Source organism: Neolewinella agarilytica (genome assembly GCF_900110645.1).
In the GTDB taxonomy this organism is placed as follows: domain Bacteria; phylum Bacteroidota; class Bacteroidia; order Chitinophagales; family Saprospiraceae; genus Neolewinella; species Neolewinella agarilytica.
The window spans coordinates 52,026-77,569 of record NZ_FOFB01000003.1; the positions used below are offsets into that span (position 1 = coordinate 52,026).

A 25,544-nucleotide genomic window follows, 5' to 3' on the forward strand; every position below is an offset into this window, starting at 1 on the left:
CTGGGGAGTTGGTGAACTAGCCCTTAGACTTGTATTCCCCCATCTCCACGCCCGAAACATCCATCTGCTCGAAAGCCTCCCAGCTGGCGTCCGGCGTAAGCGCCTTCCGGTAAGCGAGGTGCACCCGGTGAATGTCTGTATTCATCTTCCGGCAGGTTTTAACCATCACCTCGTTGTGGCCCCGGATGGTGGCCATGTCAACGTAGCGGTAGGTCCGGCTGGTGTGACGGTTGCCGCTCTGGAACATGGCATCCACCATCAGCGGATACACGCCCATTCGTTGGTATTCACTCACGATGCCGAAGGCGACTCCCTTGCAGTTGCGCGGCTTCTTCTGAAACTTGAGCCGGTAGAGGAAGCGGGGCAGGCCCTTCCAGTCCATCTTACCGTTCACGCCCTGCATGAAGCAGTTGATGTCGGGGATGAGGCCCGCCAGCCCGATCGGCTGGTCGTCCTTATCGTAGGCCAGACAGGTCAGGTGAGGATCCATGATGGGCTTCATCTGCTGGAAGGTGGGAAGGATATCTTCGCCACTCAGCGGCTGAAAGTAGGGCCAGTGGTTAAAGGCCGAGTTGTAGGCCTGGGCGAAGTCATGCGAGCTCTGCACCAGGTTGTTTTTATCGATCTGTTTGGTGTACAGCCCGTAGCGATCCCGGACGCGCTTGGCCAGGCCCGCAAGTCGGTCGCCGGGAAATTCAGAAACGATGCCCCGCATCGTCAGACACTGTTCATGGGCCCGGTAGCCGCGCTCTTCGAACATCCGCTGGTAGTAGGGCGGGTTATATGTCTCCTGATAGAGTGGGCGGTACCAACCCCTCACTAACAGGCCCCAGAATTTATCCCGTTCGCCGAAGTTGATCGGTCCGTCGACGGCTTTCATCCCCTTGTCCGTAAGCCATTGCTCGGCGGCGGAGAACAGCAGCTCGGCCACTTCATCGTCTTCAATACTTTCAAAGAAACCGATACCACCTACGGGGATGTCCAGTTCTTCGTTTCGCGTTTCGTCGATAAAGGCTGCGATGCGGCCTACCGGCCGCTTTCCGTCAGCCAACACGACCCATTTCCGCAGGTTGTCTCCCGTAAAAGACTTGTTTTTGTCGCTCAGGATGCCCTCAATGTCCGTCCGCAGTGGATAGATGTACTGCTTATTGCCACGATAGACTTCGTCCAGCACAGCGTGGAATTGCTTGAAACCAGTAACGGGGTGGAGTTGGTAGCTTTTGCTCATCGGACCGCAAAGATAGATTTCTGGGGGGATTAACGGGGACGGACGTAAATGATTGGCAAAAGCGATTCCCCTGGATTTGGGCAGATGTGAAATAAGGAGGAGTAACGAATACAAATGAACCGGTGGGGTGGGTAGGCGATAGCACTTTGTTAAATTCGGCGCTTTGCCAGGTCTCTTTATTCCTGGTAGGCTCCAGATGAATAGGTTAGTTCGTAGCTGTGGGTGTAGATTTCAAAAACTATTCCGAAAGGGTCCTGGACGTACACCATCTTGTAGGGCTTTTCGTTAGGGTAGTACTCTCGGATCGGCATTCTTTGCTTTCCTCCTGCTTCAACGATTTTCTTCGTTAGGCCTTCAATGTCAGGGTCTTGTACGCAGAAATGGAAGAGCCCGGTATTAAAAGGGTTAAATTCAGGAGCTTCTTTTACGCCGTGGGGAAAAGAGAATAGTTCGATTCCGATACCGTCGGAAGTCGATAGGTGAGCAATTTCAAACGTTTCCCAGTCGTGCCCGAAAACATCGATGCACATCTGCCCAATGGCAGTTTCTGCTTCTTTGTGAACGGTGGATGGCTTCATCACCACGTACCATCCCATAACGTTTTGGTAAAAATCAACCGCCTTGTGAATGTCCGGAACGGTTATCCCGATGTGGGAGAAGGATCTGGGGTACTTTGCGTCTTTCATGTTTTGGAGACGGAACATACGAGCCAGAGGGAAGTTTAACCTATTGCCACAAACAGGATGATGGGCTCATTTAGCGGTACACTCTACGGTTAAACCTCTTCCCACTTTAAAACTCCACCCGCAGCCTCGTCCATCCATCGGCTTCCGTCTGGAGTTGGTAGCTGGCGTCGTGGGCTTCCAGAATATCCCGGGTGAGGGTAAGGCCTACGCCCTGGCCAGTGGGCTTGGTGCTGAAAAAAGGGGTGAATATTTTATCGGCAACCTCCTCCGGAATTCCGGGGCCGTCATCAGCGATGATGAATCCATTCGGAAAGGCACTGGAGGAAATGCGGATGTTGCCGTCCTGGTTGATGCTTTGCCGGGCGTTGGTGAGTGCATTGACGACGACTTGTTCGAGCAGAGCGGCGTCTGCCTTTACCCAGACCCCATCGGGGTGAAGATCATAGCGTAAGTCAATGTTCTTTTCCCGCAGCACAGTTTCCATTACCTCGCCAGTACGGTGGAGCATGGCGTTAAGGTCGATCCGTTTTTTATCGGGCGGCGGCAGGCGGACGACCTTGGCGAAATGCCGCATGAAGGACGTCATGTTCTCCGCCCGGTTGATGACGGCCGGCAGGTAGTCTTTGCTCAACTGCCCCAGCCCTTCTTCTTCCTCCGTGGCGGCTTCCAGCAGACTGCGGAGCACACTCACTACGGCGGCATTGGAGTTGTTTACTTCGTGGGCCATCATCCGGATGACTTTGCCGTAGGCCTCCCGCTCAGCGGCCATGATTTCGCTGGTCACATCCTGAACCACCAGGAAGCCCCGTTCAAACCCCCGGTCCACAAAAGTGGCCCGCTCTACGTGGTAACGGCGGTTGCCGGGACCGGTAAAAGTGTCAATGGCCGCAGTACTGTTCTGGCGCGGACGCAGGTGCAAAGAAGGTTCCAGGACAGCCGTGCGAAAGACCTCTTCGCGGCAGAGCTTTTCCATCCAGTTGTTCATGCTTTCTACCTCCCCGTCGAAGTCGAGAATCACCACCCCGATCTCCGCTGCGGCCAGCAGCCGGTCCAGGAATTCCTCTTGTTGCCGGCTACTTACCCGCTCGTCCCGCAGTTGATCAATCATCCGGTTATAGATGTTCACGATGCGGTCCATTTCCAGGCTGCCGGTGGGCATGAGCTTGACGGTGAAGTCCTGGTCGGCCAGCGCATCCGCGCCACGTGCCAGCAGACGAAGGGGCGAGATTAAGGAACGGAAAATCCGATAAGCAATGTAGGCTGACAGCATCAAAGCGGCTTCCCCGACAAATACCATGTATTTATACCCTTTCAGTTGGTTGAAGACCAGTATGATCAGGGCCAGGTGAATGGCGGCTAAATAGAGGATGTATTTTAGAGAAGAGGACAATGGGGAAGGTTAGGCGGCTTTTTGTTGTTCTGTGCCTACTTTCTTTTCAGTAGCCCAGCCAATAGTTAAATCTTTGGGCATAACCCCATATTCTTCTAACTCCCTGAGAGGTTCAATATCAGTATTATTTTGAAGTAAAACTATTTTACCCGTGTCCGTTACTTGCAGGTGTACCATCAGGAAGTGGACCCAACCTTCCGTACCCTGACCATATTCCAATAAGAAGAAGTGCCCATCAGACTCACTTTCTACCACTGAAAGTGGCACGCCGGTTTGCTCGTCCGGATGGTAGTCTACCCAGTCCTGCAAGTATTTGCGCAGTTGCTTTTTGAGCTGTGTTACTTTCTCCATTTCGTGATTATTTCTTCTTCGACATTGAAAACAACAATTCTTACTTTAAGGTTATTTATAACTGATGAATAAAGCTTGGTCAGGGTTATTTCTTCATAGAAGAAATCTGGAATGGCCAGGAAGAGCTCTCGTGTTTCTGTTGAAATATCAAGGGCGGCTTCATACATCATATATTGTCCTAATGCTTTTTCCAACTCGCTCATGTCGTTGAGACTGATAAAGTTTTTGATTTCGGCAGCGATTTTTAGAGGAGTATTAGTTACTTCTCCTTCACTTTTTTCGGCCGCCAAATCAATGTAAACGCCCTTACTGTCAATTCTTAGATAGAAGGGGTCATGGGTCACCTTCCACCCATCTTTTTCTAAAGCTCTTCGAAACTGATTATGATAGGTGTCCTTTTTAGGCATGAAAATGTAGTCAGTGAAAAGAAAGGAAAAACCTTTCTGCTCGGGATTAGTAAATATTCACTGCTGTAGTTTGCTTGCCGTCGTAAGATACTGCATTCTATAGGTTCCCTCACGTCCCAATCCCATACTTCTCCAGCCGTCGGTATAAGGCAGCCCGCGTAAGTCCCAATTCCCGCGCCGTAGCGGCAATTTCGCCACCACTGCGGCCCAGGGCCGCCTTGATCATTTTGATCTCCATCTCTTCCAGGGTCATGCCGCTGGGGGTGGCGGACTCGTTGGTGGGCTGTGGCCTGGTGTTACGGTCCAGGTCTTCGACCTGGATGACAGTCGCCGGAGCCAGAATAGCGGTGCGCTCCATCAGGTTTTGTAACTGGCGGATGTTGCCGGCGAAGGGCTGCCGGCGCAACCATTTTATGGCGTCGGGACCTAGCTTTAGCTTCGGCCGTTCGTAGCGCTTACGGGCACTGATGAGGAAGTGTTCGGCCAGCAGGGGGATGTCTTCGGGCCGCTCGCGCAGCGGCGGCAGGTGGAGGTGGATCAGGTTGATCCGGTAGAGGAGGTCTTCGCGGAAGGTGCCGGCGGTGACCATAGATTGGAGGTCTCTGCTGGTGGCCGACAGGATGCGTACGTCGGTTTTACGGACGCGGCTGTCTCCCAGCCGCTCATACTGTCGTTCCTGTAATACGCGTAGTAGTTTGACCTGGGCGGCGGGGGCGAGGTCTCCGATTTCGTCCAGGAAGAGGGTTCCGCCCTCGGCCATTTCGAAGCGGCCTTTTCTGTCGGCCCGGGCGTCAGTAAAAGCACCGGCTTTATGGCCGAAGAGTTCGCTCTCGAACAGCCCGGCGGGTACCCCGCCGAGGTTAACGGCGACGAAGGGCTTACCCGCTCGACGGCTCGCTGCGTGGATGGCCTCTGCGACGAGCTCTTTACCCGTTCCGCTTTCTCCGGTGATGAGCACGGAGGCCTGGGTGGCGGCTACGCGCCGCGCCTGATCAAGGACTTTGTTCAGAGCTTCGGACTGCCCGATTATGCCCGAGAAAGTGTCAACTTCCCCTGCTTTCTCCGAGCCTTCCGTCGCACCTGCGGCTGCGCCCCCATGCCCGAAACCCGGAGGCAGCTTGTCGATCTGAATCGACACGGCATTGAGTAATTCCCGGTTGTCCCAGGGCTTCGCGATGAAGTCACGCGCTCCGGCTTTCATTCCTTCCACGGCGAGTTGAACGGTTGCCCAGCCGGTCATCTGGATGATGGGCAGGCGAGGGTAAGCGGCGAGCAATTTGCGTAGCAGGCTCATGCCGTCCCGGCCGCTGGTGTCGATGCTGAAGTTCATATCCAGCAAGACCAGGGCAGGCTTGTGCTCTTCTACCGCCGGAAGGGCATCATCCGGATAATTAACGCTGAACGCCCGGTAGCCCGCCCGCTTCAGAAGAAGTTCGAGGCTGGTGGCGACCATGGTGTCGTCGTCGATAATCAGGATGGCGTGATTCATTTGATGGCTAAGGTTTTGGGCAGGCTAAGGTATGCCCCGGCTTAATGCAATCGTTAAGGTAACTACTTATTTATCCCTGGTGGTGGCGGCGGAGGCGGCGGTAGCGGTGGTGTGCCGAAGCTCTTTCTCGCGCTCGCACCAAGGGCTTTTGCCACCTTAAGTGCTTCTTCGTCGGTTCCGGTATAGGAAATCAGCAGGCTGTTTTTCCGGGTATTGAGTTCGATCATCGTTCCGCTGGGCCCCTCATGGGTGGCTACACCACTGATTTTACGATCAGCAGGTTGACCGGTCAAGGCATTATAGGTCCGTTGGAGTTGATCGGCTTTGTTTTTACTCACCTTCATCTTGAGGGAGTAGCCTTCCTGATCACAGGTTTCGGTCATGCTTTGGTGAGAATTCTGAGCGGTCAGCGACATTGCCACGACGAGCATCAAAAGGCTGAGAAAGTATTTCATGGTAGTATAAGGTCTGGTTAGGAATGAGGATGGTTGCAAGGTGAAAGGTTAGTCTTCGTGCAAAACATTGGCTGGCTGTAAACGCGAAGCCTGGAAGCTGGGCAGAAACGCACAGATAGTAACGATGAGCAGGATCGTTAAAACAGCTGCAATAATGCCGTAGTAAAAGAATTTTCCGGGGATGTCCATTAATTCCAGGATGGGAACCTGAACGGCAAAAAAGGTGCCCAGCAGCAGCCCCGCCAGCGTTACAATTAATACCTCCATCACGAATTGCGTGGTTACCTCTCTGGGGGTAGCGCCCATGGCTTTTCGAAGCCCGATTTCTGCCCGTCGACGATTGATCTGGGTGAACAGCACGCCGAATAAGCCAAGCGCAATGTTGATGAGCAGGAAGCCGGAGATGACCATTAAAATTACGATGGGAATCACAATGGGCCGGTTGGCTTTAATCCGGTCCTTAGCCATATCCCAGATCACAACGTCCGTGTTTTTGGTGGCACTCACGAGTAAGTTGTAAATGGGTTCTTCCACTTCTGCCAGGCTGTTTGGGCGAAGGCGGATAATCATCATCTCAAAGGGCTCTCCGTTGTCCATTCGCTCTACCTGAGGATAGAACGTCAATGGAAAGTTCTCCGCAAAATTACTCTTGTACTTAAAGTCATTGGTCACGCCAACGATGATGTGCTCCCCGTTCACCTCCGCAATGGAGTCTACGATGGTTTCCACATTGGGGAAGAAGCGCTCTTTATACTCACGGTTGACGACTATCGGGCGGTATTTACCCCGGAGATCGTCTTCGGTAAACCACCGGCCATCCATCATTTCAACTTCAGCGGCATCGCCGAAGTGCTTATCCACAAACATCATCTGTGTTTGAATGAGCTGGCCGCTGGCGTCTGAGCTCGTCTGCCAGGTGCTTCCCCCGAAAGGATTAACGGGCCCAATCCAGGTAACCGCTTCTACATCAGACATGGCCAGCAGGTCCTGGCGAATCCTTTCTTGTGTTTTTAATACAGTAAGAGAGTCCATTTCATCATCAAAATCCAGGCGGACGCCGATACTGTTTTCGTAATTGAAGCCCAATGGAGACTGGTAGCGCTCCAAATTATAGAGAATAAAGGAATAGACGCCAAAGAGGACGATAAAAGCCAGCAGGATTTCCAGAAAGATCATCCCGTTAGCACGGCGCTTGTTCCACATCAATTTTAGCAGGTGACTAAACATGCGTTGGTATTTTAGTTCGTTAAAAAGTGGGTTCCTGTTACCAGGGTATTATCGGAGTGAGTCCGCTACGTTGGTGCGGCTCATTCGATAGGCGGGCAAAATGCCCGACAGGAAACCGAAGAGGATGATGACGATCAGGAAATAGAGGAAAACCTGATAAGAATAAGACAGGCGGGTAATGCCTAAGAGGTCGTTGGCGTTGACGTAGGAAATAACGCCGAGCGCTAAGGCCAAACCAATAATTCCACCGATGAAGGTCAGGACGAGGTTCTCGAAAATAAACTGATAGAGAATATCTCTGGAGTTCGCCCCGAAGGCCTTACGAACACCGATCTCACTCTTGCGCTCATAGACCCGGCTGATGTTCAGATTAATGAGGTTGATGAGAGGTAAAGCAACGAACAGAAACAGTAAAAGAGTAACGGGTATGAAGAGCATTCTCAATGCACGTTCCGAATCCCTTTCCTGTAGAATGGTTTGCGCAAAGCCCTCAATGGCCGTTGCATTATATACTTTGATTGCGTCGTAATATTCGTCACCGGACATGTCGAAGTTCTCCGACAGAAAGTCAATCTCCTTTTTGAGAGCGTCCCGCTTATCCGGAGAAGCCACCATAAAGAAAGCACTAAAGCCCCCTTGGATATCATCATCACTCATGGCCCGGGGGTCCACTTTAGTAATCGGGAAGTAGACATCGCCAGCAAACAGTGGGCTGTCAGACATCGGCCGGGCAACGATGCCCCTTACCTTGAAAGACTCTTTTCCCAACTGCATTTCCTGACCAAGAACGGAGGCGCCAGCGCTGCCAAAATAGATCTTGGCGGCCTTGTCAGTAATGACGACCGCCTGGCTGGCCTGTTCGTCATCCTGTTCGTTAAGTGGACCTCCATGCAGGAATTCAAAGTCTAGAATTTTCCAGTAATCAGCATTTACGTAGTAGGGCGAGAAGGAGAATTTCCGCCCATCCAGATAACCGTCAATATTGGAATTGTCATTGTAGAAAGCAGAGTATTCCGCTCCGTCAAGATTCTGCAGGTGCTCCGTGACAAATTTGTAACTCATCGGCCCGTTGGAATTGGAGACGATATTGTCTTCGTACGTATAGGAAGTATCGAAGCGCATGTTAGCATCCGCCAGTTTTACCGTGTCGATCGTCATGATCGTATCGGTTTCTGTCCGGGTGCGTTCCAGCATGGGAGCAATGACCAAGCGGTCGCGATTGGTCACCGGTTGATTGTTACCAATCATGGCGTCGAACATGGAGGTAAGCAACATCAGAATCATCAGCGTAAAACTGATGCCAAACAGACTGATGAAGGTGTAAAGCGGCTTGCGCTTGAGGACCTTAATGGCAAGGGTTAAGTAATTTTTTAACACAGCTGGATATGTTTTATAAATGAAGGGAGTGGGAGCCTAAAAACGAAGCGTCTGCAAGGCCGAAGGCCGTCTAAAAGCACGTAGTGCATCTAAAAGCAAAGCGTCTAGCTCACGCGCTCCCCGTCCGATAATCTCACCAGTCGGTGCGTCTTTTTTGCCATTCGCTCGTCGTGTGTTACCATCACGATGGTGGTACCCAGGTCTTCGTTTAACTTCAGGAGAATATCCATTATCTCGTCTCCCATCCGGCTGTCCAGATTACCCGTTGGTTCATCCGCCAGGATAATGTTGGGGCGGCCAACAATGGCCCGGGCAATAGCTACCCGCTGCTTCTGTCCACCAGAAAGCTGATTAGGGAAATGCGTGGAGCGATTACTCAAACCTACATGGGCAAGGGCCTCCGTGGCCAGGCGGCGGCGCTCTTTGCTGCCAACTTTGCGGTAGAGTAGGGGCAGTTCGACGTTGTCCACTACGGTCAGGTCATTGATCAGGTGAAAGCTCTGAAAGATGAAGCCCAGCTGTTCGTTCCGGAAGCGAGCGATCCGTGTTCCGTTATAATCGGTAATCTGCTGGCCGGCCAGCGTGACGGTCCCTTCCGAAGGCTCGTCAATTAAGCCCATGATGTTGAGCAGCGTCGACTTGCCGCAACCGGATGGGCCCATAATGCTGAGGAACTCTCCGCTGGGGACACTGAGGTTCATCTTCTGCAGGGCAAGGGTTTCGATGGTGTCCGTTCGGTAGGCCTTGCTGACGTTTTTAATTTCGATCATAGCTGGAGTGGTTGTTGCGGAAATTGGTGGGGTATTGGGAGTAGTTGCGGTAGTCATGATGGAGGTTTTGTACCGCCGACTGAAGTCGACGGATGGTGTACTATTCGCCCAGCGGCTTGTCATTAATAAAGTCCCACAGCGTCAGCCGGGCGAGCCGGGCGTAGGTAGTCCAGTAAGCGCGGAGGGTCTGGGCGTAGGCCCGGGTGTTCTGGTCCCGGAATTGTTGCGCCAGGCTCAGCTGAGCCAAAGGAATGGCGCCGAGCTCATAACTCTCGCGGCTGATCTCGAAACGCTCTTGCGCCAGGTCTTTGATCTGAGTAGCCAACTCCAGTTCTTCCTGAACGGTGCGCCATTGATCCAGCAGTTGTACCAGTTCAGTACCCAGATCCATTTCGGTACGGCGGGCGACTTCTTCCGCCAGACTGCGGTTAGTCGTCGCCTGCTTGTTGAGTGCTTTGCGCTGACCCCAGTCCAGGATGGGCATGGAAAGGTTAACGCTCAGGATGCGTTCGTTGCGGGGGTCGGTATAAATGGGCGAGAGGTCTTCATCGTTGCGGATGAAGCCGAAGCCGGCTTCAATGTCAATACGGGGGCCGAGGTCGCGTTTGGTACGGTCAACCTCCCGATCGGCTTCCATGGTTTGTTGGCGGGCGGCGAGTATTTCCGGACGGCGGTTGAGCATAAATTCGGCGGCTTCTTTAGCGGATATTTCCGTCTTCACTTTAGCATCGGGCAACTGTGGAAGGAGCAGCTCTCCCTCATAAGGGCGGCCCAATAATTGTTGGATGGAGGCGGAAGCGGCAGCTACGAGGCGTTCGGCCCGCAGCAGGTTTTGTTCCGCGCTTGTGAGTTCGAGGCGGAGTTGTACCAGGTCACCCCGGTTAATCTTACCGAGTTCGTAGCGCTTTTCGGCTACGGTGTAAAGTTGTTCGTTAGCCTGTTTGTTAGTCTCGGCAATGCGGCGTTCCTGATCGGCCGAGACGAGGTCAAAGAAGCGCTCCGTAGCGTCCAGTGCGGCAGTGGCACGGGCGGCGGCCAGTTGCCGTTCGCTCACTTTTTGGGCGAGCGGTAATATTTTCCGATTCCACTTCCAGGGGTTAAAGGCCAGCAGTGGCTGCCGGTAGAAAAGGCGAATGGGCGAGCCGTTGTACCCCTTGGTGTCTTGTGAAAAATTGTCGGTGCGTTGCAGGCGGCTCTCCAGGCTGATGCTGCCGCCGGTACTGGCAATTTGCTGGCTGGCAAAGAGGCCGACGAAGCTGTTGTTGAGCTCAATTTCCCGGAAGGCAACGGTGCCGTCGTCCTGGGTGACTTCAGTGCTGGTCCGGTAGTAATTCGGGAAATTAGCGTTTAGGTCCAGGCGGGGTTTAAGGCTGGCGTTAAAGGCCACCAGGTCAAGATCGGCCGCGCGGAGATCCTGATCAGCCACCAATACCCCCAGCGCGTTTTGGGCCGCCATTTGTTGTAGCTCGCTGAGGCTGATGGTTGTTTGGGCGCTAACGCAGGTGCAAAGAAAAGACAAGCAGCAAAGTAGGCCAGCGGTCAACACGAACCTGTTTTCTGTCTGCTTCTTACCCACCTTGATGATCATTGTCTTTAACATGTTTTCCGTTTTATTGGATGATACCCTGCAACCTGCAACCCGCAACCCGCAACCCGCAACCTGCCCCCCCTGCAACCTGCTTACTCCGTAAGCTTAAAACTACTTACCCGTTCCAACTCCTCGGTGTCGGAGATGATGATCCGGTCTCCTGCCTCCAGGCCGCCCAGAATTTCTACAAAGTCTCCGTTTCGAATACCCGTTGCTACTTCGAGACGCACCGCTTCCTCTCCGCGAATTGCGAAAACTGATTGCATTTTTCCTCCTCTGAAAGCCGGGCCGTTCTTCACGCGCAGGACGTCCTCCCGGCGATTCGTGATTACGTACAGCTCAGCCCGGAGGTTGGGACGGAGGTTATCGTTGCTCGGGTTGTCGAGCTCGACGCGGAAGCGTAGTGCATTGTCAGTTACTTCCGGCAGGATGGAGCTGATCTTTCCGGGGAGTTTGGCACCGTTAATCCGCATTTCGATGGGTAAGCCAACGTTGATTTGTTCCGCAAAGCGGTCGGAGCAGGTAGCTTCTATCTTGTAGCGACCCAGGTTGGCAATGCGCGCCAGCGGCGCGCCTTCGGTTACCTGCTGACCGATGTTCTCATTAACCCAGGTGACGACACCGGGGCGGGGAGCGCGAACTTCCGTCTCCCGCATCTTCCGGCTCAGCTGCTGGACCTCTTTTTCTTCCATGCCTACCTCCAGTTGTAGCTGTCGCTTGCGGCCGGCGAGACTGTTTTGGCTGTAGGCGAGTGCATTGTCGAGCTTATCAGATTCCAGTTTGGTAATCTTTACGGCCAGTTCGGCGGCTTCTACTTCTTCGGCGGTGGCGCCGCCGATTTTCAGCAAACGGCGGGCGTCAGCCAGACGGGCTTCGGCGGCGGCGAGCTCAAGCTTTTTGATCTCGGCGTCGTAGCCGAAGTCTTTCAGGTCCCGCTCGTATTCAAGGTTGAGCAAACCAATGTTATTTTCCTTGAGCGCGAGTTGATCGCGGCGGCCGTCCAGCTGAAGGCCTACGTAGTCGCGGTCGAGCTTCATGATCAGCTCTCCGGCTTTTACTTCCCGTCCGGCGGTGAGTAGCACCTCATCGATGGTGGTGGACACGGGCGCATTGAGTTGTTCCTCAAAAGCGGGTAATACCGTTGCCGTCGCAGTAATTGTATTTAGCACCTCCCCGCGTTCTACCGTGGCGAAGCGAAGGTTGTCCTCATCCGCCGTAGGGCGGAGTAGGCGCATACCGAAGTATATGGCTGCCAATACGGCTATAATGGCGATAACCCAGGTCAGGATGCGCCCGTTGCGGCGCTTATTGATGCTACTTTGGTCAATGGTACGGTCCATGCCAATAAGGAGGGCCAGAATCGTGCCAAAATAAATGTATGCTGAAAATCAATTATTTACGAAGGTAAGGTAAAACGAATGTGTTCGTTTTCGGACGCTTGCTGTTCGGTTTTGGCGAGGTTTTTTCTCGGCTGACGCCTCGTGCTTTCGGACCTCCGCTCCGAAAGAAGAGCTGCGCAGCAGCGGTAATAATGATGCTTAAAAATAGATCGGCAACATGATGTAGGCGTCCTTTATCGTTTATCTACCATGATTACTTCCCTATGCTCAAGAATATTTTTGCCCCTGTTTCTAGTCAGTAATTGTCTTTCAGGGCAGCAAGGGGATAAAGCTTTGGTTGCATTTAGGTACGGACCCGTCTGTGGAATGTATAACTTCTTTCGGGTAGTTGCCCAGCAGGAAAGACCCGTTAGCTCGGATCAAGTAAAAGCTTACCTTGATATTTATGATACAGGGAGGCAGCCCTTAGTAATTACAGGAGAGGACGGTTTCTTTCGGGTTATACCCGAATCAACAGGAGAGCTTGTCATTGAAGTAGAGCTTCTGGATACCATTGAATCGTTTCGGTTTTTCGTAAAACCACTTAAAGCCGTAGGACGATATGGAATGGCTAATGGGATAGACGGTAAGCCGATGAACAAAAATGTATTCAGAGCTCAAAGAGGTATTTACGCCAGGGTTGAAGGTTATGATGTTTGTGCCACATGCAAAGTCTTAGGGTATGAAATTATTCTTGTCCGACCCGGTGAGAATGCAACCGTAGTTATTAATGAGGGGGGAGATTTTAGTGCTAAAAACAGGCAATTAATAAGAAGAGCTGAGGCCGGAGACCGATACCTTTTTCGCAATGTCCGGTACCGTTGCCCGGGCGCTCAAATGGATCAACGCCTGCCGGATATGAGCTTTGAAATTGAATAATAGCTTTCTGGTAAGGGCGCCTTTTCTCGGCTGACGCCTCGTGCCTTCGGAGGCGACGTTCCGGAATGAGGAGCACTGCTCCGAAATCCTGCTGTACAACCTCCCCCTTGCACCCGTAAGGAACGGGATATGGGACCTGCGTTTGCGCCACCAAACCGTCATATTTTATTTAGACTCACTAAAGACAGTGTGCGTTCCCCTATATTTGCGTTTGCTACAAAAGTCTTACTCATGCCCTTTCCCCGGATCACTGCAGCTTCCCACTTCGATGTCGGTACCGCCGGCACCATTGATCGCTTTACCAATGAGAATCTTGCGGGTAAACTACTGGATATCGGGGTGCGCCCGGGCTCCCGGCTACGGATTATCCGCAAGGGGCCATTTGGGGGTAGCTGGTACGTGAAGATCGACCGGCACTGTATGGCACTGCGTAAGCAGGAACTCGCCTGCATCATGATTAAGTAGCCAACCTTTTTCAGAAAAATGCTTCTCCTCTTTGGCCAATTCCGGAACCACCCCGCCAGTAATTTCTGCTCCCGTCGTCGGCCTGGTCGGCAACCCGAATAGTGGCAAATCCTCTCTTTTCAACTTACTGACCGGTCTGCGTCAACGCATCGGTAATTTCCCTGGCGTGACGGTGGAAAAGAAGTCCGGCGTGCTTCGGCTGGAAGGCTTGCCCGATGTTGAAATCATCGATTTTCCGGGGGCTTACAGTTGCTACCCGACGAGCCTGGATGAGCGTCTCGTGGTGCAGGAGCTCACGAACCCTGAAGGGGATCTTTTCCCTGATGCCATCCTTTATGTTGCTGACATAACGAAGCTCGATAAGCACCTGCTGTTGTTTACGCAGTTGCGGGATCTTGATCTGCCGATGATCCTCGTCCTGAATATGGCTGACCTGGCGAAAGAGACGGGGCTCATCGTGGATGTGGAGCGTCTTAGCCTGCAACTGGGCGTTCCCGTAATTCCCGTCAGCGCCCGCGAGAATGAAGGCATTGCGGAGCTCCGCTCCGCCGTCACCGATCTTCTCCGGAACCCGAAAAAATACCGCCCCGAAGAGCCTTTCTACGAGCCCGGGGCTCAGGCCCGGGACGTGCTGGCTGACCTCCGTCAGGAACTGCCCGCCCGCAACGATTACCACGCCCTGCTGCTGACGCACCACGCCAGCTGGCTTAAGCATATTCCGGAAGAAACCCGTCACCTGGTGCAAAAAGCCAGGGTGAGTCGTGGGTTTCACAGCCTGCGCGCACAGGTGGAAGAAACCATGGAGCGCTATGATACCTTTGAGCCCATCGTGAAGGACAGTGTCCGCCGCACCGGTGTCAATGCCAGTACGAGTGATCGATTAGATAATTTACTGACGCACCGGGTGTTCGGACCGCTCATTTTTGTTACCATTATGCTTTTTCTGTTTCAGGCGCTCTTTGCGTGGACGGGAATGCCCATGGATTTCATTGAATGGTTTTTCGAAACCCTCGGTAGTGGTGTCCGGGACACGCTGGGAGCTGGATGGCTTACCGACTTATTGGTCGACGGCGTTATCGCCGGCCTGGGCGGAGTACTCGTATTTGTGCCGCAAATTGCGGCCCTGTTCCTCTTTATCTCTATTCTGGAAGAAGTCGGTTACATGGCCCGTGCTGCGTACATGTTTGACAGTATTATGCAGCGTTTTGGGCTCAACGGCCGTTCCGTCGTGGCGCTCATCAGCGGGCATGCCTGTGCCATTCCTGCCATCATGAGTACCCGGACGATCGCGAACTGGAAAGAGCGACTACTAACGATAATGGTTACCCCGCTAACCAGTTGTTCTGCCCGAATTCCCGTTTATATCATCCTTATCAGCTTTGCCGTGCCGGAGGGGTCATTCCTGGGAATGGGCTATCAGGGGCTGGCTTTTGCCGGGCTCTATTTTCTGGGAATACTGGCGGCGATGCTTTCGGCTCTCGTCTTTAAACTCATCCTGAAAAGTAAGGAAAGAAGCTTCCTGATGCTGGAACTCCCGGAATACCGCACGCCAGTGTGGCGAAACGTTGGCCTTACGGTGTGGCAGAAAGTGCGCACCTTTATTGTGGAGGCAGGGCAGATCATCCTGCTCATCAGTATCATCCTTTGGGGGCTTTCGACTTTCGGTCCTTCGGCGGATATGGCGGCGGCCGAAGCCAACGCCTCCCGTATCTCCGTGGAGCAAAGCCTCAGTGAAGACGACGCGGCTGACCTGCTGGCCAGTGAGCGACTTGAAGCCAGCTACGCCGGCCACATCGGAAAATTTATTGAGCCCGTCATCCGGCCACTGGGGTACGACTGGAAAATCGGCATTGCTCTCTTTACCAGCTTTGCTGCCCGGGAAGTATTCGTTGGCACCATGGCGACGATCTATTCCATCGGCAGCGCCGATGATGAACTCCGCATCCGTGACCGGATGGCCGAAGAAATTAATCCCCGCACCGGCCAGCCGGTTTACAACCCCGCTACGGCCTGGAGCCTGCTGGTGTTTTACGTCTTTGCCATGATGTGTATGTCTACCTCAGCGGTCACGAAACGAGAAACCGGGGGCTGGAAATGGCCCATCATTCAGTTTACGTTCATGACGGCACTGGCCTACGTGAGTGCGATGGCGGTGTATCAGTTGATGGCGTGATGATATAGTATGGTAGTAGGGGTAGTATGGTAGTGATGGTAGTAGCTGCCGCGCGTTGGAGGCGGCAGCTACTACCCTACTATAAATTCTATCATACTATCAGTACTACTTTACTGCACCGCATCTCCCCTTAACTCCCGATATTTTTTCCGGGCTTCCACCGCCAGGATGGAGCCACTGTAATCGATGAAGAGTGTTTCGTAGAGTTCCTGCGCTTTGGCTTTGTCGTCGAGCTGTTTTTCGTAGAGGCCGGCGAGTTTCCAGAGGCTGTTGTCCAGTCGGATGCTTTCCGGGTAGTCATTGATGACCTGCTGGTAGGCAGCAGCAGCTTCTTCGTAGCGGCGGCGCTTAAGGAAGATGTCAGCCTTCAGGTACACGATATCGTCTTCGAGTTCGTGGCCAGGGAAGGATTTCTTTAGCTCATCGAGCGTGGTGAAGGCTTCGTCAAAGCGATTCTGGAAGACGAGTAGTTCTGCGTCGGCGTAGGTCTGCAGGGCAAGTGAGCTGGTGTCCAGGCCGAGATTGTCAAGAATAAAGACGGAGAGGTCCAGTGCATCATTGGCGATGAGGCGGGAAGTGGAGGCCTTTAGTACGTCGAACTGCGACTGCGCCCATTCAAAATCTCCCCGAAAATAGCTGAGTCGGGCGTTGCGGAAGCGGGCTTCGTGGCCGAGTAGGTCTTCCTTGAATTTCTTGTCTACCTGAGAGTAGAGCAGGGTGGATTCCCAGACTTCTCCCTGCATCAGGTAATAGTCCGCCAGGGCGAGTTTAGCACTGGCCTGGGTTTTCATGTTAACGCCGGGGGCTTTTACGACATCGGATAGAATGTTGATCGCTTTGTCCAGATCATTCAGGTACAGGGCTTCCAGCTCAGCGAGCTGGATGGCGATGCGGGCGGAGGCGGGGTTGGTGCCGAATTCGTCCAGGAATTCGAGATAAGAGGCCTCCAGAATACGGAGATCTTCTTCCGTGTAGTCATAGCCGTCGGTGATGGCCCGGCGACGGGTGAGCAGCCCCTCACGCTTCGCATCAAGATAGATGGCCGTGGAAGGACTCTTGTTTTCGATGATGTAGTCGTAAGCGTCAATAGCCGTCTCGTAATCGCGGGAGTTGGCCGCCAGCTGGCCGATGCTCAGAACCCGTTCTCCGTTTTCGTCGAGGCGTTTGTCCAGCGCCCGGGCCTGCCGAAGTGCTGCTTTATAGTCTTTAAGCTGGATGAAGACCCAGGCCAGCATTTCCGGGTAAGTTGTTTCTTTACTGTCCGCTTCCTGAATGCGGGTGTAGAGCTGTTTTTGGGCTTCCTGCAGGCCGTCCTTATCGAGGTAGCGCTGGAAGTAAGTCTGTACCTGCCGTGCTCGTTTGGGTTGATTGCCCACTGCGTCGAGGTAGTTACTGATCATAGGTTCCTTATCTCCCTTGCGGCGGTAAAGATCACCGAGGTTATAGCTGAACAAACCTTTCTTTTTCAGCAGCTGGCTTCCTTTTTCATAGACTTTGATGGCGTATTCATACTTCGTCATCCCGATGAAAGCATTCGCCAATTGCGTAATGCGAAACTGATCAGCGGGCAGTTCGTCTACCGCTTTTTGGTACTGTACTTTCGCTCCGGCTTCGTCAAATTTTTCCTCCAGTAACTGCCCGTACTTTACGTAAAGAGCTACTTCTTCCGGCCGCTTGCGGAGCTGCTTTTTCAGCGCGCTCTCCGCATCGTCAAAACGTTGGAGTTGTAGCAGACTGGCGATGTAGCGATCAAAGTAAAAGCTATTGTCCGGCCGCTCTTTTGAAAGTGCCAGATAGAGCTCTGCTGATTTTTCGTACTCTCCGTCCCGGAAATACTGCTGAGCCAGTTGATTGTTCTGAGCGGAAAGAATCGTGAAGGAAAAGAGGAAAGCTGAAAATAGTAACCAACGCATAAGGGAGTCATTTGGGGAAGAAGCATAAACAGGGCAATCGCAAGCGTCCCGCAGTATTGCGGGACCTTCGAGCGTCCGCGTTATCCGAGCCTGCGATTGCCCTGAAAGCATAAAGCTAACGCTTTGGGAAGGGATTTAGGTGTGAGTGGTTTCATCACATTTACGCTAATCTTTCCATGACGACAGGTAGTAGCTATGCGATCTCTCCGCCCTCCGCGTCCTTCTGCACCAGCCAGGGAAGTTGGGTGTTTAGAGTCCAAACCGGATTTTCAGAGGATTCCCCTCCACTGCTCCCTTGTCTTTTCCCTTGCATCCTGCGGAAGCGCCCCACGAAAATCTGTGTTCCTCTGTGTAAATCTGTGGTTCCCTTCCAATCGCGCAGCGATTCCCCTCTGCGTCCTCTCCTCCTTCCGCGTCCATCTGCGTGAAAAACCCGTCGCGAAGCGACCCTCCTTCCGCCTCCATCTGCGTGAAACCCCGTCGCGAAGCGACCCTACTTCGCCAAGCTCAAATGCTTCACACTATAAAAAAAGATGGCCCCATAACCCAGCGCCAGCAAAGCATGAAAAATCACGAAAGTGGTATTCTGCAAATAAAAAGCCCCCCATACCGCAAAGCAGAAGTACAGACTCAGGACACCTTCCCCGATGGTGATAAGGTTCAACTTGCCGTTGAGGTATTTCTGAGACGTGAGCTTGTCTTTAATCGTATTGATGTTGAACTTGGGCGTGCGGACGAAAGGGCTCTTCTTACCCCGGTACCCCTGTAATACAGCAACGGTGTTGTGGAGAGAAAGCCCCATGCTCAAGGCCAGGAATAGTGGAAACAGCAGCAAAAATTTCAGCACAGACTTCAGGAAACTTTGCTCCTTATTGGCCACACTCTGCACGTTGGCGGTGTAGTAGATGCCGATAACAGACAACAGACCCGCCAGGAAAATGGCGAAGAAGTTTTTGCTAAAGCCAAACTCCACCAGTTCTCCGAAGAGGAATAATAAGGGTACACTGAAGACACCACAAAGGAAGACGAAGAGGAAAATCGTACTGCCCAGCAAGTGTGCCGTAGCGTGAATTTTGTGGCCCAGTTTAATGTCACTTTTCCAGACGGAGGGAAGCATCTTCTTGGCGGTCTCGGCACCGCCCTTCATCCAGCGGTGTTGCTGGCTTTTGAAGCTGTTCATCTCTACGGGGAGCTCGGCGGGGCTGCCGACGTTTTCCAGGAAGTGAATCTTGTATCCGGCGAGTTGAGAACGAATGCTGAGGTCGAGGTCTTCCGTCAAGGTGTCCGGCTGCCAGCCGCCACCGGCTTCGATGGTGGCCCGGCGCCAGACGCCGGCAGTGCCGTTGAATTGTAGCAGGTGACCGCCGTTCATCCGGCCTACCTGCTCCACGGTAAAATGCACGTTGAGCTGCAGCGCCTGCAAGCGGGTGATGATGCTGTAATCCTGATTGATGTGCTCCCAGCGGGTTTGTACGACGCCCACTTCGGGGTCCGCAAAGTGAGGGATCGTCCGTTGCAAAAACTCGGGGTCAGGCACAAAGTCTGCGTCGAAAATAGCGACGAACTCTCCTTTCGCCACAGGCATGGCATCCCGCAGCGCACCGGCCTTAAAGCCCTGCCGTTTTTCCCGGATGATCTGGTCAATGTTGAACCCTTTGGCACGGTATTCATCGACTTTAGAAGCGACCAATTCAACGGTTTCGTCTGTACTGTCATCCAGAATATGGATCTCAAAACGGTCTTTTGGATAGTTGAATTTTGCCACGGCATCAATGAGGCGACCGATGACGTAATACTCGTTGTAAATCGGCAGTTGAACGGTAACGAAAGGGTAGTAGGGTACATCGGCAGGCTCAGCAGGGGGCGCGGCCGCGGGTGCAGAGGATGATTCTTTAAAAGCATTGTCTGGCCCACCCACCCCGGCTAAGGCCGGGGCTGCTGCCAGCTCCTCTTCCGGTTGGAGATTGTTAAACGATACGGGATGATCCGTCGGGTTATTACTCTGTTTGTAATGGTACAACAAGTTGAACTGCAGTAAACAATATACTGTGATGTACAAAAGAGAAACCGTATAGACGGCCAGCACAAAAAGGGCGAGTCCGGTCATGGTCAGATCAGTTTAAAGATGGTCCAGAGGATCTTGTGCCCGGCCAGGAAGGTCCCCTTCACGGTGCCGGAAATTTTAGATACTCCAATTCGTTTTCGGTAACGGACGGGCACTTCCACGCAGTTCATACCCGCTTTGGCAGCACGAACCTGCATTTCTACCGTCCAGCCAAAGTCAGGGTCCTCCATGCCCAGCTCCCGCAGGGCGGGGTAGCGGATAGCGCGGAAGGGCCCGAGATCGGTAAACTCGATACCGTAGATTAATTTTATGAGTGAAGTCGCCAGCCAATTACCAAATATTTGCTGAGGTTGCATGCTGCCAGGCTCCAGATCACCCGTTGCCCGGGAGCCAATCACCAGGTCTGCTCCGTTGTTCAGGATGGGAGCAACGACTTCAGGCAACTGCTCGGGGTAGTCACTGTGGTCTCCGTCGATGAAGACCACAATGTCCGGCCATTCGGCCTCTGGTCGTAACGCAATGTGCGCCATCCCCCGCAGGCAGGCCGAGCCGTAGCCGGCCCGCTTCTCGTCCACTACCGTCGCGCCAGCGGCGCGGGCCACCGCAGCCGTGTCGTCCGAACTGTTGTTGTTACACACGATGATGTCACGGATCAAGCCCGCCGGAAGCTCCTTCACCACCAGGGCAATGCTCTCCTCTTCGTTGTAGGCAGGAATGATGACATCAATGACGGGAGCCGTGGTGGGCAAAAGTAGGTTGGTTTGGTTTGGGCGGCAAAGATACGGCAGGGGGAGGGGAGTGGGGTGTCGGGATAAGGCAGAGCGTTAAATAGATAGGAAGTGAAATAGTGCTAACGGAAAAGCACTTGGCGGGTTATCCAACTCTATTATTGATGCGCTGGCCTGTCCTTTTATTGCCAGTTTAGGTTACAATGGTCCGTTGCAAATTTAAGCCCTTCGTTTCCCATGATTCCTAATGCCTGGCCATAGTTTTCGGATTAATGGATGGTGTAGGTCGATTCGACACAGCGATAATATTCTGATGGCTTGATACTCATTGCGGTACTGCGTCTTGATGTCGGCGATTGAAAATGGTTGTGATCGCTGAGTCTGCCCCTGTAAATGATGAGCCACTTTTGCGAGCGAACCTACCGTAAGCGAAACGTTGAGATGAAAGTCAATTTTCTCCCAAGAGTAAGCCTGACAATGTTCCAATCCAAGTTCCTGTCTGGCGTCTCGGTAAAGGAACTCTTGCTGAAAGCGACACTGATAAATATGGAGTAGCTCACCCCCATCAAGCTGTACATCGGTAGCCACATAAATTCTATGGCCCATAACTTTTCCGTTCTCGTCCAGGTCATGAATGATGACGATGCGAGCGGGACGTTTCCATGCTTTGATGTTTACCACAGCAGTATAGCCAATCCATGAGCCATCTTCTGCTTGATAACAAGACGTGAAGACATCCGGCCTAAGCTGACGTGCATTCACTCGACCGTCGTATTTGCGCGGAGCACCACTTCGCTTTTCTTTGGGTCCGATATACAAATAGCGCAAATGAGCGTCTGTTCGTAATCTGCTCACCAACTCAAATCCACTGGCTACTAGCTGATCCACAAAAGGTTTTCTTGAAAAACAGGCATCTGCGGCTACATACTTGGATACTTCCATGAGTTTGTCCGCATTGATGGTAATGATGCATGCGTAGTAGTCCAGTAGCGATTCGTTGCTGTTCTTCTCGACTGTTTGTACTGCCAAAACATGCAAGGCCGTTTTATCCTCCAGATCAACTGCGGCGAGGCCACTAAACTCTAATCCACGTTTTGCCTCGCCAGCGCAGCCGCTCCAAAATCGACCAACGCCGTCCGTACATTTTCCGCTTTTGGGTAAAAAACTAGGATCAAAATTTAGGCTGCGATCATCACTCAGGTTATCTTTTACCAGTTGAATATTGAGCTCCAACCAATTTACGGGTTTAGCAAAATTATTGCGATAAGTACTCTCGACGTAATCACCGTGCCGAGACATATTGATGAAGTTGTGAGGGCCTTTTACGCATAGCCAAAGCACAAAGAGATGAAGTAGAAATTTTCGCTGCCAAGCGGTAAGTTCAACTTGATTTCGTAATATTGAGGTAGCGAGGGTTTCGATCTTCGTAGGGTGAGTCATAGGTCCTGTTTGTGTAGTTACTCACAAGGTAAGACTCACCTGATTTTAGCTTTTTATACGCTCAATTCGCAACGGACCATTGATTTTAGTAACCTCATTCAACTTGTCAATCTATAACCGGAATTGACCCATAACCCGTAAACCTATTTCAGGGAAGCTCATCAAGTTGATCCCAGAAACGAGTTTCAGGGGAACTTACCCAAATCATCCATTATCCCCAACCCCGCCACCAATCAAATAGCAATAGACGGCACAAGCATTGGAACAACTATCCGAATCATGGACTTGCAGGGAAGGATATTGCTACAACGGAAGGCTGGCCATCAACGAGAGATACTTAAGCTCGGCAAATTAAAGCCCGGAGTATACATCGTTAGTATGCACTCGCCTAATGGTACTTCTCAGACAGAACGTCTAATTATTCATTAATCCATCTTGCCGCGCCAACAAGTAAGGACTTTGTTGGCGCGGCTCATTTATAGAAACTATGGGCTCCTCTTTCTCCACGAGACTACCATTTTATTTCTTTTCCATACTCGTTTTCTTCTGCATTAGTGACGTAGCGGCACAAATGCCCTGCACGTTTAATATTAGAACTAACTCCGAGCAAATTAATACGGTCTTTAATTCTGTGGTCTTATTTAATGATCAGTACCTCATTTCTGGAATCGTAAGAAGTAACGCTTATCCATTAAATCTGGGAAGTGAAATTTATTCCGTTGACTCTTTGGGTAATTATGAACTAAAGGCTACAGCTTTAGACAGCACAAGGTCAATAGAAGCTTGGGCAAGACAAAGCCTACTTAGTGAGGACGGTAATTTCTATTTCACTGGTTATAGTGTTGCTTCAGATCGAGAGTTATTACTTGGCAAATACGATACGACATCTGACACCTTAAGAATACGCACTGTTCAACAGGGAATTCGAGAAGGAGGATGGATTAACGGCGTAGGAATTAAGGAAATAAATAGCCAAACATTAGTCTACGGAAACTCAACAATAAGTGAAGAAAATAGGCTAAGTAATGGAATAGTATATGTAGTCGACTCAAACTTACATACAGTACCTAGGGTCGCTATACAAAAACCGAGCCCCTCCCAAGTTGTTATACAAGATTTGTTGAGCAAAAAAAATAAGAACATATTAGTATTGTTTAGTGAAAGTGAGTCAGGTACACAATGCGAACCGTACATAAGGTTACACATACGAGAGTACGATCCTACGCTAAGCCTCTATGTGCGTGAATTTAGCTTTAATGACAGCTCATTGATTTCTGCTTCTAATACATCCTTACACGAAGCTCCCGACGGTTCTGTCTACCTTCATGCCCAACGGCTAACCTATTTAAATACCAACCCGAGGTGTAATGCGGCTAACTACAAAGATCCCCGGATTTTTAAATTCAACGACACCCTTGGCCTGGAGTGGGAAAGAGACTTCACCCGGCCCGATGATTTTGAATGGGAGAGCAGGATCGCGGACATTGCATCAACTCAGGACGGGAATTTCGTTACGGCTTACAGCCAGGCTATTCCTGCCGACAGCCCGGAGCTGACTTTTCAGAAGGTAGTGCAGATCATTAAATTCACGGATCAGGGAGAGCTACTATGGCGGCGGCTTTATTCTTCTTTTGGGGAGAGTGACACCATTAGTGTTGACAACAAAATTTACGATCTCAAGCCGACTCGGGACGGTGGGTTCATTATGGTTGGAGAGAGCCGGCGGGAAATCACCAACTTCGAGACAGATACCACCGATGCTTTCCGTCAGCGCGGCTGGATATTGAAAGTCGATTCAGAAGGACGACTGAACCCGTCCTGCCTCGATACAACGGTAAGTGCCGTTGGGTATCAACCAACTGAATTGGTCGGTGGCATTCTATTTCCAAACCCGACACATGACTTACTCAACGTACAACCCAGGGGGAAATGGGGCCAACACCTCCGTTTTTCTATCATAGATCAGTTTGGCAGAGTGATTCGGAGTCATCGTGCCAGCATTCCCTTTACGGATGAAATAAACTACAGTATGGACGTGGGCAATTTACCGCCAGGGGCTTACCATCTGATGATTGAGGACGGTCAACAAAGGTGGTCAGAGACTTTTGTGAAACGCTAAATCAAAAATAAACTCGGATAACCTAACGCTAAGCCCTCTTAAGACATCCCCCCATCAACCCCAATCACCTGTCCGTTCACGTAGGAACTCAGGTCAGAGCCCAGGAAGGCACAGGCTTTAGCGATCTCTTCGGCGTCTCCCATGCGTTTGAGCGGGATTTGGCCGAGGTAGGCGGCTTTGAGGTCGTCAGAGAGCTCGTCGGTCATATCCGTGACGATGAAGCCGGGGGCGATGACGTTGCAACGGATGTTGCGAGAGCCCATCTCTTTGGCCAGCGACTTGCTGAAGCCGATGATGCCCGCCTTGGAGGCGGCGTAGTTAGCCTGACCGGCCTGGCCGGTCACCCCGACGATGCTGGACATGTTGATGACGGAGCCGGCGCCGGATTTCATGAGCGGGCGCAGGGCGTGCTTCGTCAGGTTAAAGATGGATTTGAGGTTGTTGTCCATCACCTCGTCCCACTGGCTTTCGCTCATGCGGAGGAGGAGGGTGTCTCGCGTAATACCTGCGTTGTTGATGAGAATATCGAAGCCGCCAAAGTCAGCCGTGACGGCCTTAACGAGGTCTCCGGCCGCCTCAAAGCTGGCCGCATCACTCTGGTAAGCCTTTACGTTATCGCCTAATTCAGCTACTAGTGCCTCTGCCGGTCCGACGGAGCGTGCATAGGTGAAAGCAACGCGCGCGCCTTCGGCTGCGAAATAACGAACGATGGCTGCGCCGATACCGCGTGATCCGCCGGTGATGAGGGCTGTTTTGCCGGTAAGAAGTCCCATGGGTGTGTTTTTTTGTGGGGCAAATATAGTCAAGGAGTCAGGTAGTCAAGCAGTCCGAGCGTCAGGCAGTCCGAGCGTCAAATAGTAGCTGCCGCTGTTTTCTGGTACGCTGCTTCGCCGCTGGCGGAAATGGTCTGTTGGTCTTTTGGGCTGCAATCCCCTCACGGCAGCACTACTTGACTGCTTGACTCTCTGACTTATCAACCCTCCTTCGCTCCAAAACTCAGCCCTGCACCTGCGTTCGCGCCACTAAACTTCACTCGCTCATCGAACTAAACCCCTGCTGTAATCCTTAGTTAGTTTCCAACCAAACTCAACAGCTATGTTCGGAGACATGATGAACCAGATGCAGGAGATGCAGGAACAGATGCAAAAGCAGCTGGCCGAGCAATCTTTCAGTGCCGAAGCCGGCGGTGGTGCCGTTACGGTTACCTGCAACGGTGCCCGCAGCATTACCAACGTAAAAATTGACCCGGAACAGATTGATCTGACGGACGCTGAGGGTCTGGAAGACCTCATCGTAGTGGCCACGAATCGGGCTTTGGAAGCCGCCGCTGCCTACGAAGCGGAGCAAGCGGGCTCCATGATGAATAATATGTTGCCCGGCGGACTGGGAGGCCTCTTTGGCGGCTAAGAAATAGC

At 52.2% G+C, this 25,544-nt stretch carries 23 protein-coding genes; 6 read left to right on the forward strand and 17 right to left on the reverse strand.

Going from position 1 to position 25,544, the window contains the following annotated elements; all coding sequences use genetic code 11:
- Nucleotides 1–16 precede the first annotated feature (16 nt).
- The 12 genes from BM123_RS03695 to BM123_RS03750 all read right to left on the reverse strand — a co-directional run bounded on the left by BM123_RS03695 (nt 17) and on the right by BM123_RS03750 (nt 12,308).
- Entirely contained in the window at nt 17–1,228 is a 1,212-nt protein-coding gene (locus BM123_RS03695) for a hypothetical protein (RefSeq protein ID WP_090165476.1), read from the reverse strand.
- A gap of 176 nt (nt 1,229–1,404) precedes the next feature.
- The gene (locus BM123_RS03700) at nt 1,405–1,914 is read right to left on the reverse strand and encodes a lactoylglutathione lyase family protein (RefSeq protein WP_090165477.1); all 510 of its coding nucleotides are present in this window, start codon (nt 1,912–1,914) and stop codon (nt 1,405–1,407) included.
- A gap of 106 nt (nt 1,915–2,020) precedes the next feature.
- Nucleotides 2,021–3,304, reverse strand: a complete 1,284-nt coding sequence (locus BM123_RS03705; RefSeq protein WP_090165478.1) for a sensor histidine kinase — start codon at nt 3,302–3,304, stop codon at nt 2,021–2,023.
- A gap of 9 nt (nt 3,305–3,313) precedes the next feature.
- Nucleotides 3,314–3,655, reverse strand: a complete 342-nt coding sequence (locus BM123_RS03710; protein WP_090165479.1) for an element excision factor XisI family protein — start codon at nt 3,653–3,655, stop codon at nt 3,314–3,316.
- The gene (locus tag BM123_RS03715; RefSeq protein ID WP_090165480.1) at nt 3,643–4,062 is read right to left on the reverse strand and encodes an element excision factor XisH family protein; all 420 of its coding nucleotides are present in this window, start codon (nt 4,060–4,062) and stop codon (nt 3,643–3,645) included. The genes BM123_RS03710 and BM123_RS03715 overlap by 13 nt, the downstream gene beginning before the upstream one ends.
- Nucleotides 4,063–4,171: 109 nt before the next feature.
- Nucleotides 4,172–5,551 (reverse strand): sigma-54-dependent transcriptional regulator, encoded by a 1,380-nt coding sequence (locus BM123_RS03720; RefSeq protein WP_090165481.1) that lies wholly within the window; start codon nt 5,549–5,551, stop codon nt 4,172–4,174.
- A 62-nt stretch (nt 5,552–5,613) separates the two neighbouring features.
- On the reverse strand, nt 5,614–6,006 hold the full coding sequence (locus BM123_RS03725) for a hypothetical protein (protein ID WP_090165482.1): 393 nt from the start codon (nt 6,004–6,006) through the stop codon (nt 5,614–5,616).
- 48 nt (nt 6,007–6,054) lie between these two features.
- A complete protein-coding gene (locus BM123_RS03730) occupies nt 6,055–7,233 on the reverse strand; it encodes an ABC transporter permease (RefSeq protein WP_090165483.1) in 1,179 nt (392 codons plus the stop codon).
- A 48-nt stretch (nt 7,234–7,281) separates the two neighbouring features.
- A complete protein-coding gene (locus BM123_RS03735; RefSeq protein WP_090165484.1) occupies nt 7,282–8,610 on the reverse strand; it encodes an ABC transporter permease in 1,329 nt (442 codons plus the stop codon).
- Nucleotides 8,611–8,714: 104 nt separating this feature from the next.
- Nucleotides 8,715–9,380 carry an ABC transporter ATP-binding protein gene (locus tag BM123_RS03740; protein ID WP_090165485.1) on the reverse strand — a complete coding sequence of 222 codons (666 nt, stop codon included), beginning with the start codon at nt 9,378–9,380 and terminating at the stop codon, nt 8,715–8,717.
- 100 nt (nt 9,381–9,480) lie between these two features.
- Nucleotides 9,481–10,980: a TolC family protein gene (locus tag BM123_RS03745; RefSeq protein WP_090165486.1), complete on the reverse strand. Its 1,500-nt coding sequence runs from the start codon at nt 10,978–10,980 to the stop codon at nt 9,481–9,483.
- An 80-nt stretch (nt 10,981–11,060) separates the two neighbouring features.
- Complete coding sequence (locus tag BM123_RS03750) at nt 11,061–12,308, reverse strand: efflux RND transporter periplasmic adaptor subunit (RefSeq protein WP_090165487.1); 1,248 nt, start codon at nt 12,306–12,308, stop codon at nt 11,061–11,063.
- Between the two features lie 249 nt (nt 12,309–12,557).
- On the opposite strand from BM123_RS03750, the gene BM123_RS03755 reads away from it, so the two are divergent.
- The 3 genes from BM123_RS03755 (at nt 12,558) to feoB (ending at nt 15,864) form a co-directional block, all read left to right on the forward strand.
- Nucleotides 12,558–13,226: a GldM family protein gene (locus BM123_RS03755; protein ID WP_090165488.1), complete on the forward strand. Its 669-nt coding sequence runs from the start codon at nt 12,558–12,560 to the stop codon at nt 13,224–13,226.
- 231 nt (nt 13,227–13,457) lie between these two features.
- The gene (locus tag BM123_RS03760; protein WP_175489238.1) at nt 13,458–13,691 is read left to right on the forward strand and encodes a FeoA family protein; all 234 of its coding nucleotides are present in this window, start codon (nt 13,458–13,460) and stop codon (nt 13,689–13,691) included.
- Between the two features lie 31 nt (nt 13,692–13,722).
- The gene (feoB, locus tag BM123_RS03765; RefSeq protein WP_245748417.1) at nt 13,723–15,864 is read left to right on the forward strand and encodes a ferrous iron transport protein B; all 2,142 of its coding nucleotides are present in this window, start codon (nt 13,723–13,725) and stop codon (nt 15,862–15,864) included.
- 110 nt (nt 15,865–15,974) lie between these two features.
- Here the strand turns inward: feoB and BM123_RS03770 are convergent, their stop codons facing one another.
- The 4 genes from BM123_RS03770 to BM123_RS03790 form a co-directional block, all read right to left on the reverse strand.
- On the reverse strand, nt 15,975–17,777 hold the full coding sequence (locus BM123_RS03770; protein WP_245748418.1) for a tetratricopeptide repeat protein: 1,803 nt from the start codon (nt 17,775–17,777) through the stop codon (nt 15,975–15,977).
- A 493-nt stretch (nt 17,778–18,270) separates the two neighbouring features.
- Complete coding sequence (locus tag BM123_RS03780; RefSeq protein WP_090165491.1) at nt 18,271–19,884, reverse strand: cellulose synthase family protein; 1,614 nt, start codon at nt 19,882–19,884, stop codon at nt 18,271–18,273.
- A 2-nt stretch (nt 19,885–19,886) separates the two neighbouring features.
- Nucleotides 19,887–20,591, reverse strand: a complete 705-nt coding sequence (locus BM123_RS03785) for a glycosyltransferase family 2 protein (RefSeq protein WP_090165492.1) — start codon at nt 20,589–20,591, stop codon at nt 19,887–19,889.
- Between the two features lie 198 nt (nt 20,592–20,789).
- Nucleotides 20,790–22,010, reverse strand: a complete 1,221-nt coding sequence (locus BM123_RS03790; protein ID WP_090165493.1) for a transposase — start codon at nt 22,008–22,010, stop codon at nt 20,790–20,792.
- A gap of 213 nt (nt 22,011–22,223) precedes the next feature.
- Between BM123_RS03790 and BM123_RS24860 the strand changes: the two genes are divergently transcribed.
- Nucleotides 22,224–22,439 (forward strand): T9SS type A sorting domain-containing protein, encoded by a 216-nt coding sequence (locus BM123_RS24860; protein WP_406603238.1) that lies wholly within the window; start codon nt 22,224–22,226, stop codon nt 22,437–22,439.
- An 808-nt stretch (nt 22,440–23,247) separates the two neighbouring features.
- Entirely contained in the window at nt 23,248–24,129 is an 882-nt protein-coding gene (locus tag BM123_RS03800; RefSeq protein WP_090165495.1) for a T9SS type A sorting domain-containing protein, read from the forward strand.
- Nucleotides 24,130–24,167: 38 nt separating this feature from the next.
- On the opposite strand, the gene fabG is transcribed toward BM123_RS03800, so the two are convergent.
- On the reverse strand, nt 24,168–24,902 hold the full coding sequence (fabG, locus tag BM123_RS03805) for a 3-oxoacyl-[acyl-carrier-protein] reductase (RefSeq protein ID WP_090165496.1): 735 nt from the start codon (nt 24,900–24,902) through the stop codon (nt 24,168–24,170).
- 322 nt (nt 24,903–25,224) lie between these two features.
- Here fabG and BM123_RS03810 point away from each other — a divergent pair, with 322 nt between their 5' ends.
- Nucleotides 25,225–25,536, forward strand: coding sequence for a YbaB/EbfC family nucleoid-associated protein (locus BM123_RS03810; protein WP_090165497.1), 312 nt, complete (start codon nt 25,225–25,227; stop codon nt 25,534–25,536).
- Nucleotides 25,537–25,544 lie beyond the last annotated feature (8 nt).

Coding starts and splice junctions, on each gene's coding strand:
- BM123_RS03695 (WP_090165476.1), bottom strand. CDS start 1,228: ATGAGCAAAAGCTACCAACTCCACCCCGTTACTGGTTTCAAGCAATTC.
- BM123_RS03700 (WP_090165477.1), bottom strand. CDS start 1,914: ATGAAAGACGCAAAGTACCCCAGATCCTTCTCCCACATCGGGATAACC.
- BM123_RS03710 (WP_090165479.1), bottom strand. CDS start 3,655: ATGGAGAAAGTAACACAGCTCAAAAAGCAACTGCGCAAATACTTGCAG.
- BM123_RS03715 (WP_090165480.1), bottom strand. CDS start 4,062: ATGCCTAAAAAGGACACCTATCATAATCAGTTTCGAAGAGCTTTAGAA.
- BM123_RS03720 (WP_090165481.1), bottom strand. CDS start 5,551: ATGAATCACGCCATCCTGATTATCGACGACGACACCATGGTCGCCACC.
- BM123_RS03725 (WP_090165482.1), bottom strand. CDS start 6,006: ATGAAATACTTTCTCAGCCTTTTGATGCTCGTCGTGGCAATGTCGCTG.
- BM123_RS03730 (WP_090165483.1), bottom strand. CDS start 7,233: ATGTTTAGTCACCTGCTAAAATTGATGTGGAACAAGCGCCGTGCTAAC.
- BM123_RS03740 (WP_090165485.1), bottom strand. CDS start 9,380: ATGATCGAAATTAAAAACGTCAGCAAGGCCTACCGAACGGACACCATC.
- BM123_RS03745 (WP_090165486.1), bottom strand. CDS start 10,980: ATGTTAAAGACAATGATCATCAAGGTGGGTAAGAAGCAGACAGAAAAC.
- BM123_RS03750 (WP_090165487.1), bottom strand. CDS start 12,308: ATGGACCGTACCATTGACCAAAGTAGCATCAATAAGCGCCGCAACGGG.
- BM123_RS03755 (WP_090165488.1), top strand. CDS start 12,558: ATGATTACTTCCCTATGCTCAAGAATATTTTTGCCCCTGTTTCTAGTC.
- BM123_RS03760 (WP_175489238.1), top strand. CDS start 13,458: ATGCCCTTTCCCCGGATCACTGCAGCTTCCCACTTCGATGTCGGTACC.
- BM123_RS03770 (WP_245748418.1), bottom strand. CDS start 17,777: ATGCGTTGGTTACTATTTTCAGCTTTCCTCTTTTCCTTCACGATTCTT.
- BM123_RS03780 (WP_090165491.1), bottom strand. CDS start 19,884: ATGACCGGACTCGCCCTTTTTGTGCTGGCCGTCTATACGGTTTCTCTT.
- BM123_RS03790 (WP_090165493.1), bottom strand. CDS start 22,010: ATGACTCACCCTACGAAGATCGAAACCCTCGCTACCTCAATATTACGA.
- fabG (WP_090165496.1), bottom strand. CDS start 24,902: ATGGGACTTCTTACCGGCAAAACAGCCCTCATCACCGGCGGATCACGC.
- BM123_RS03810 (WP_090165497.1), top strand. CDS start 25,225: ATGTTCGGAGACATGATGAACCAGATGCAGGAGATGCAGGAACAGATG.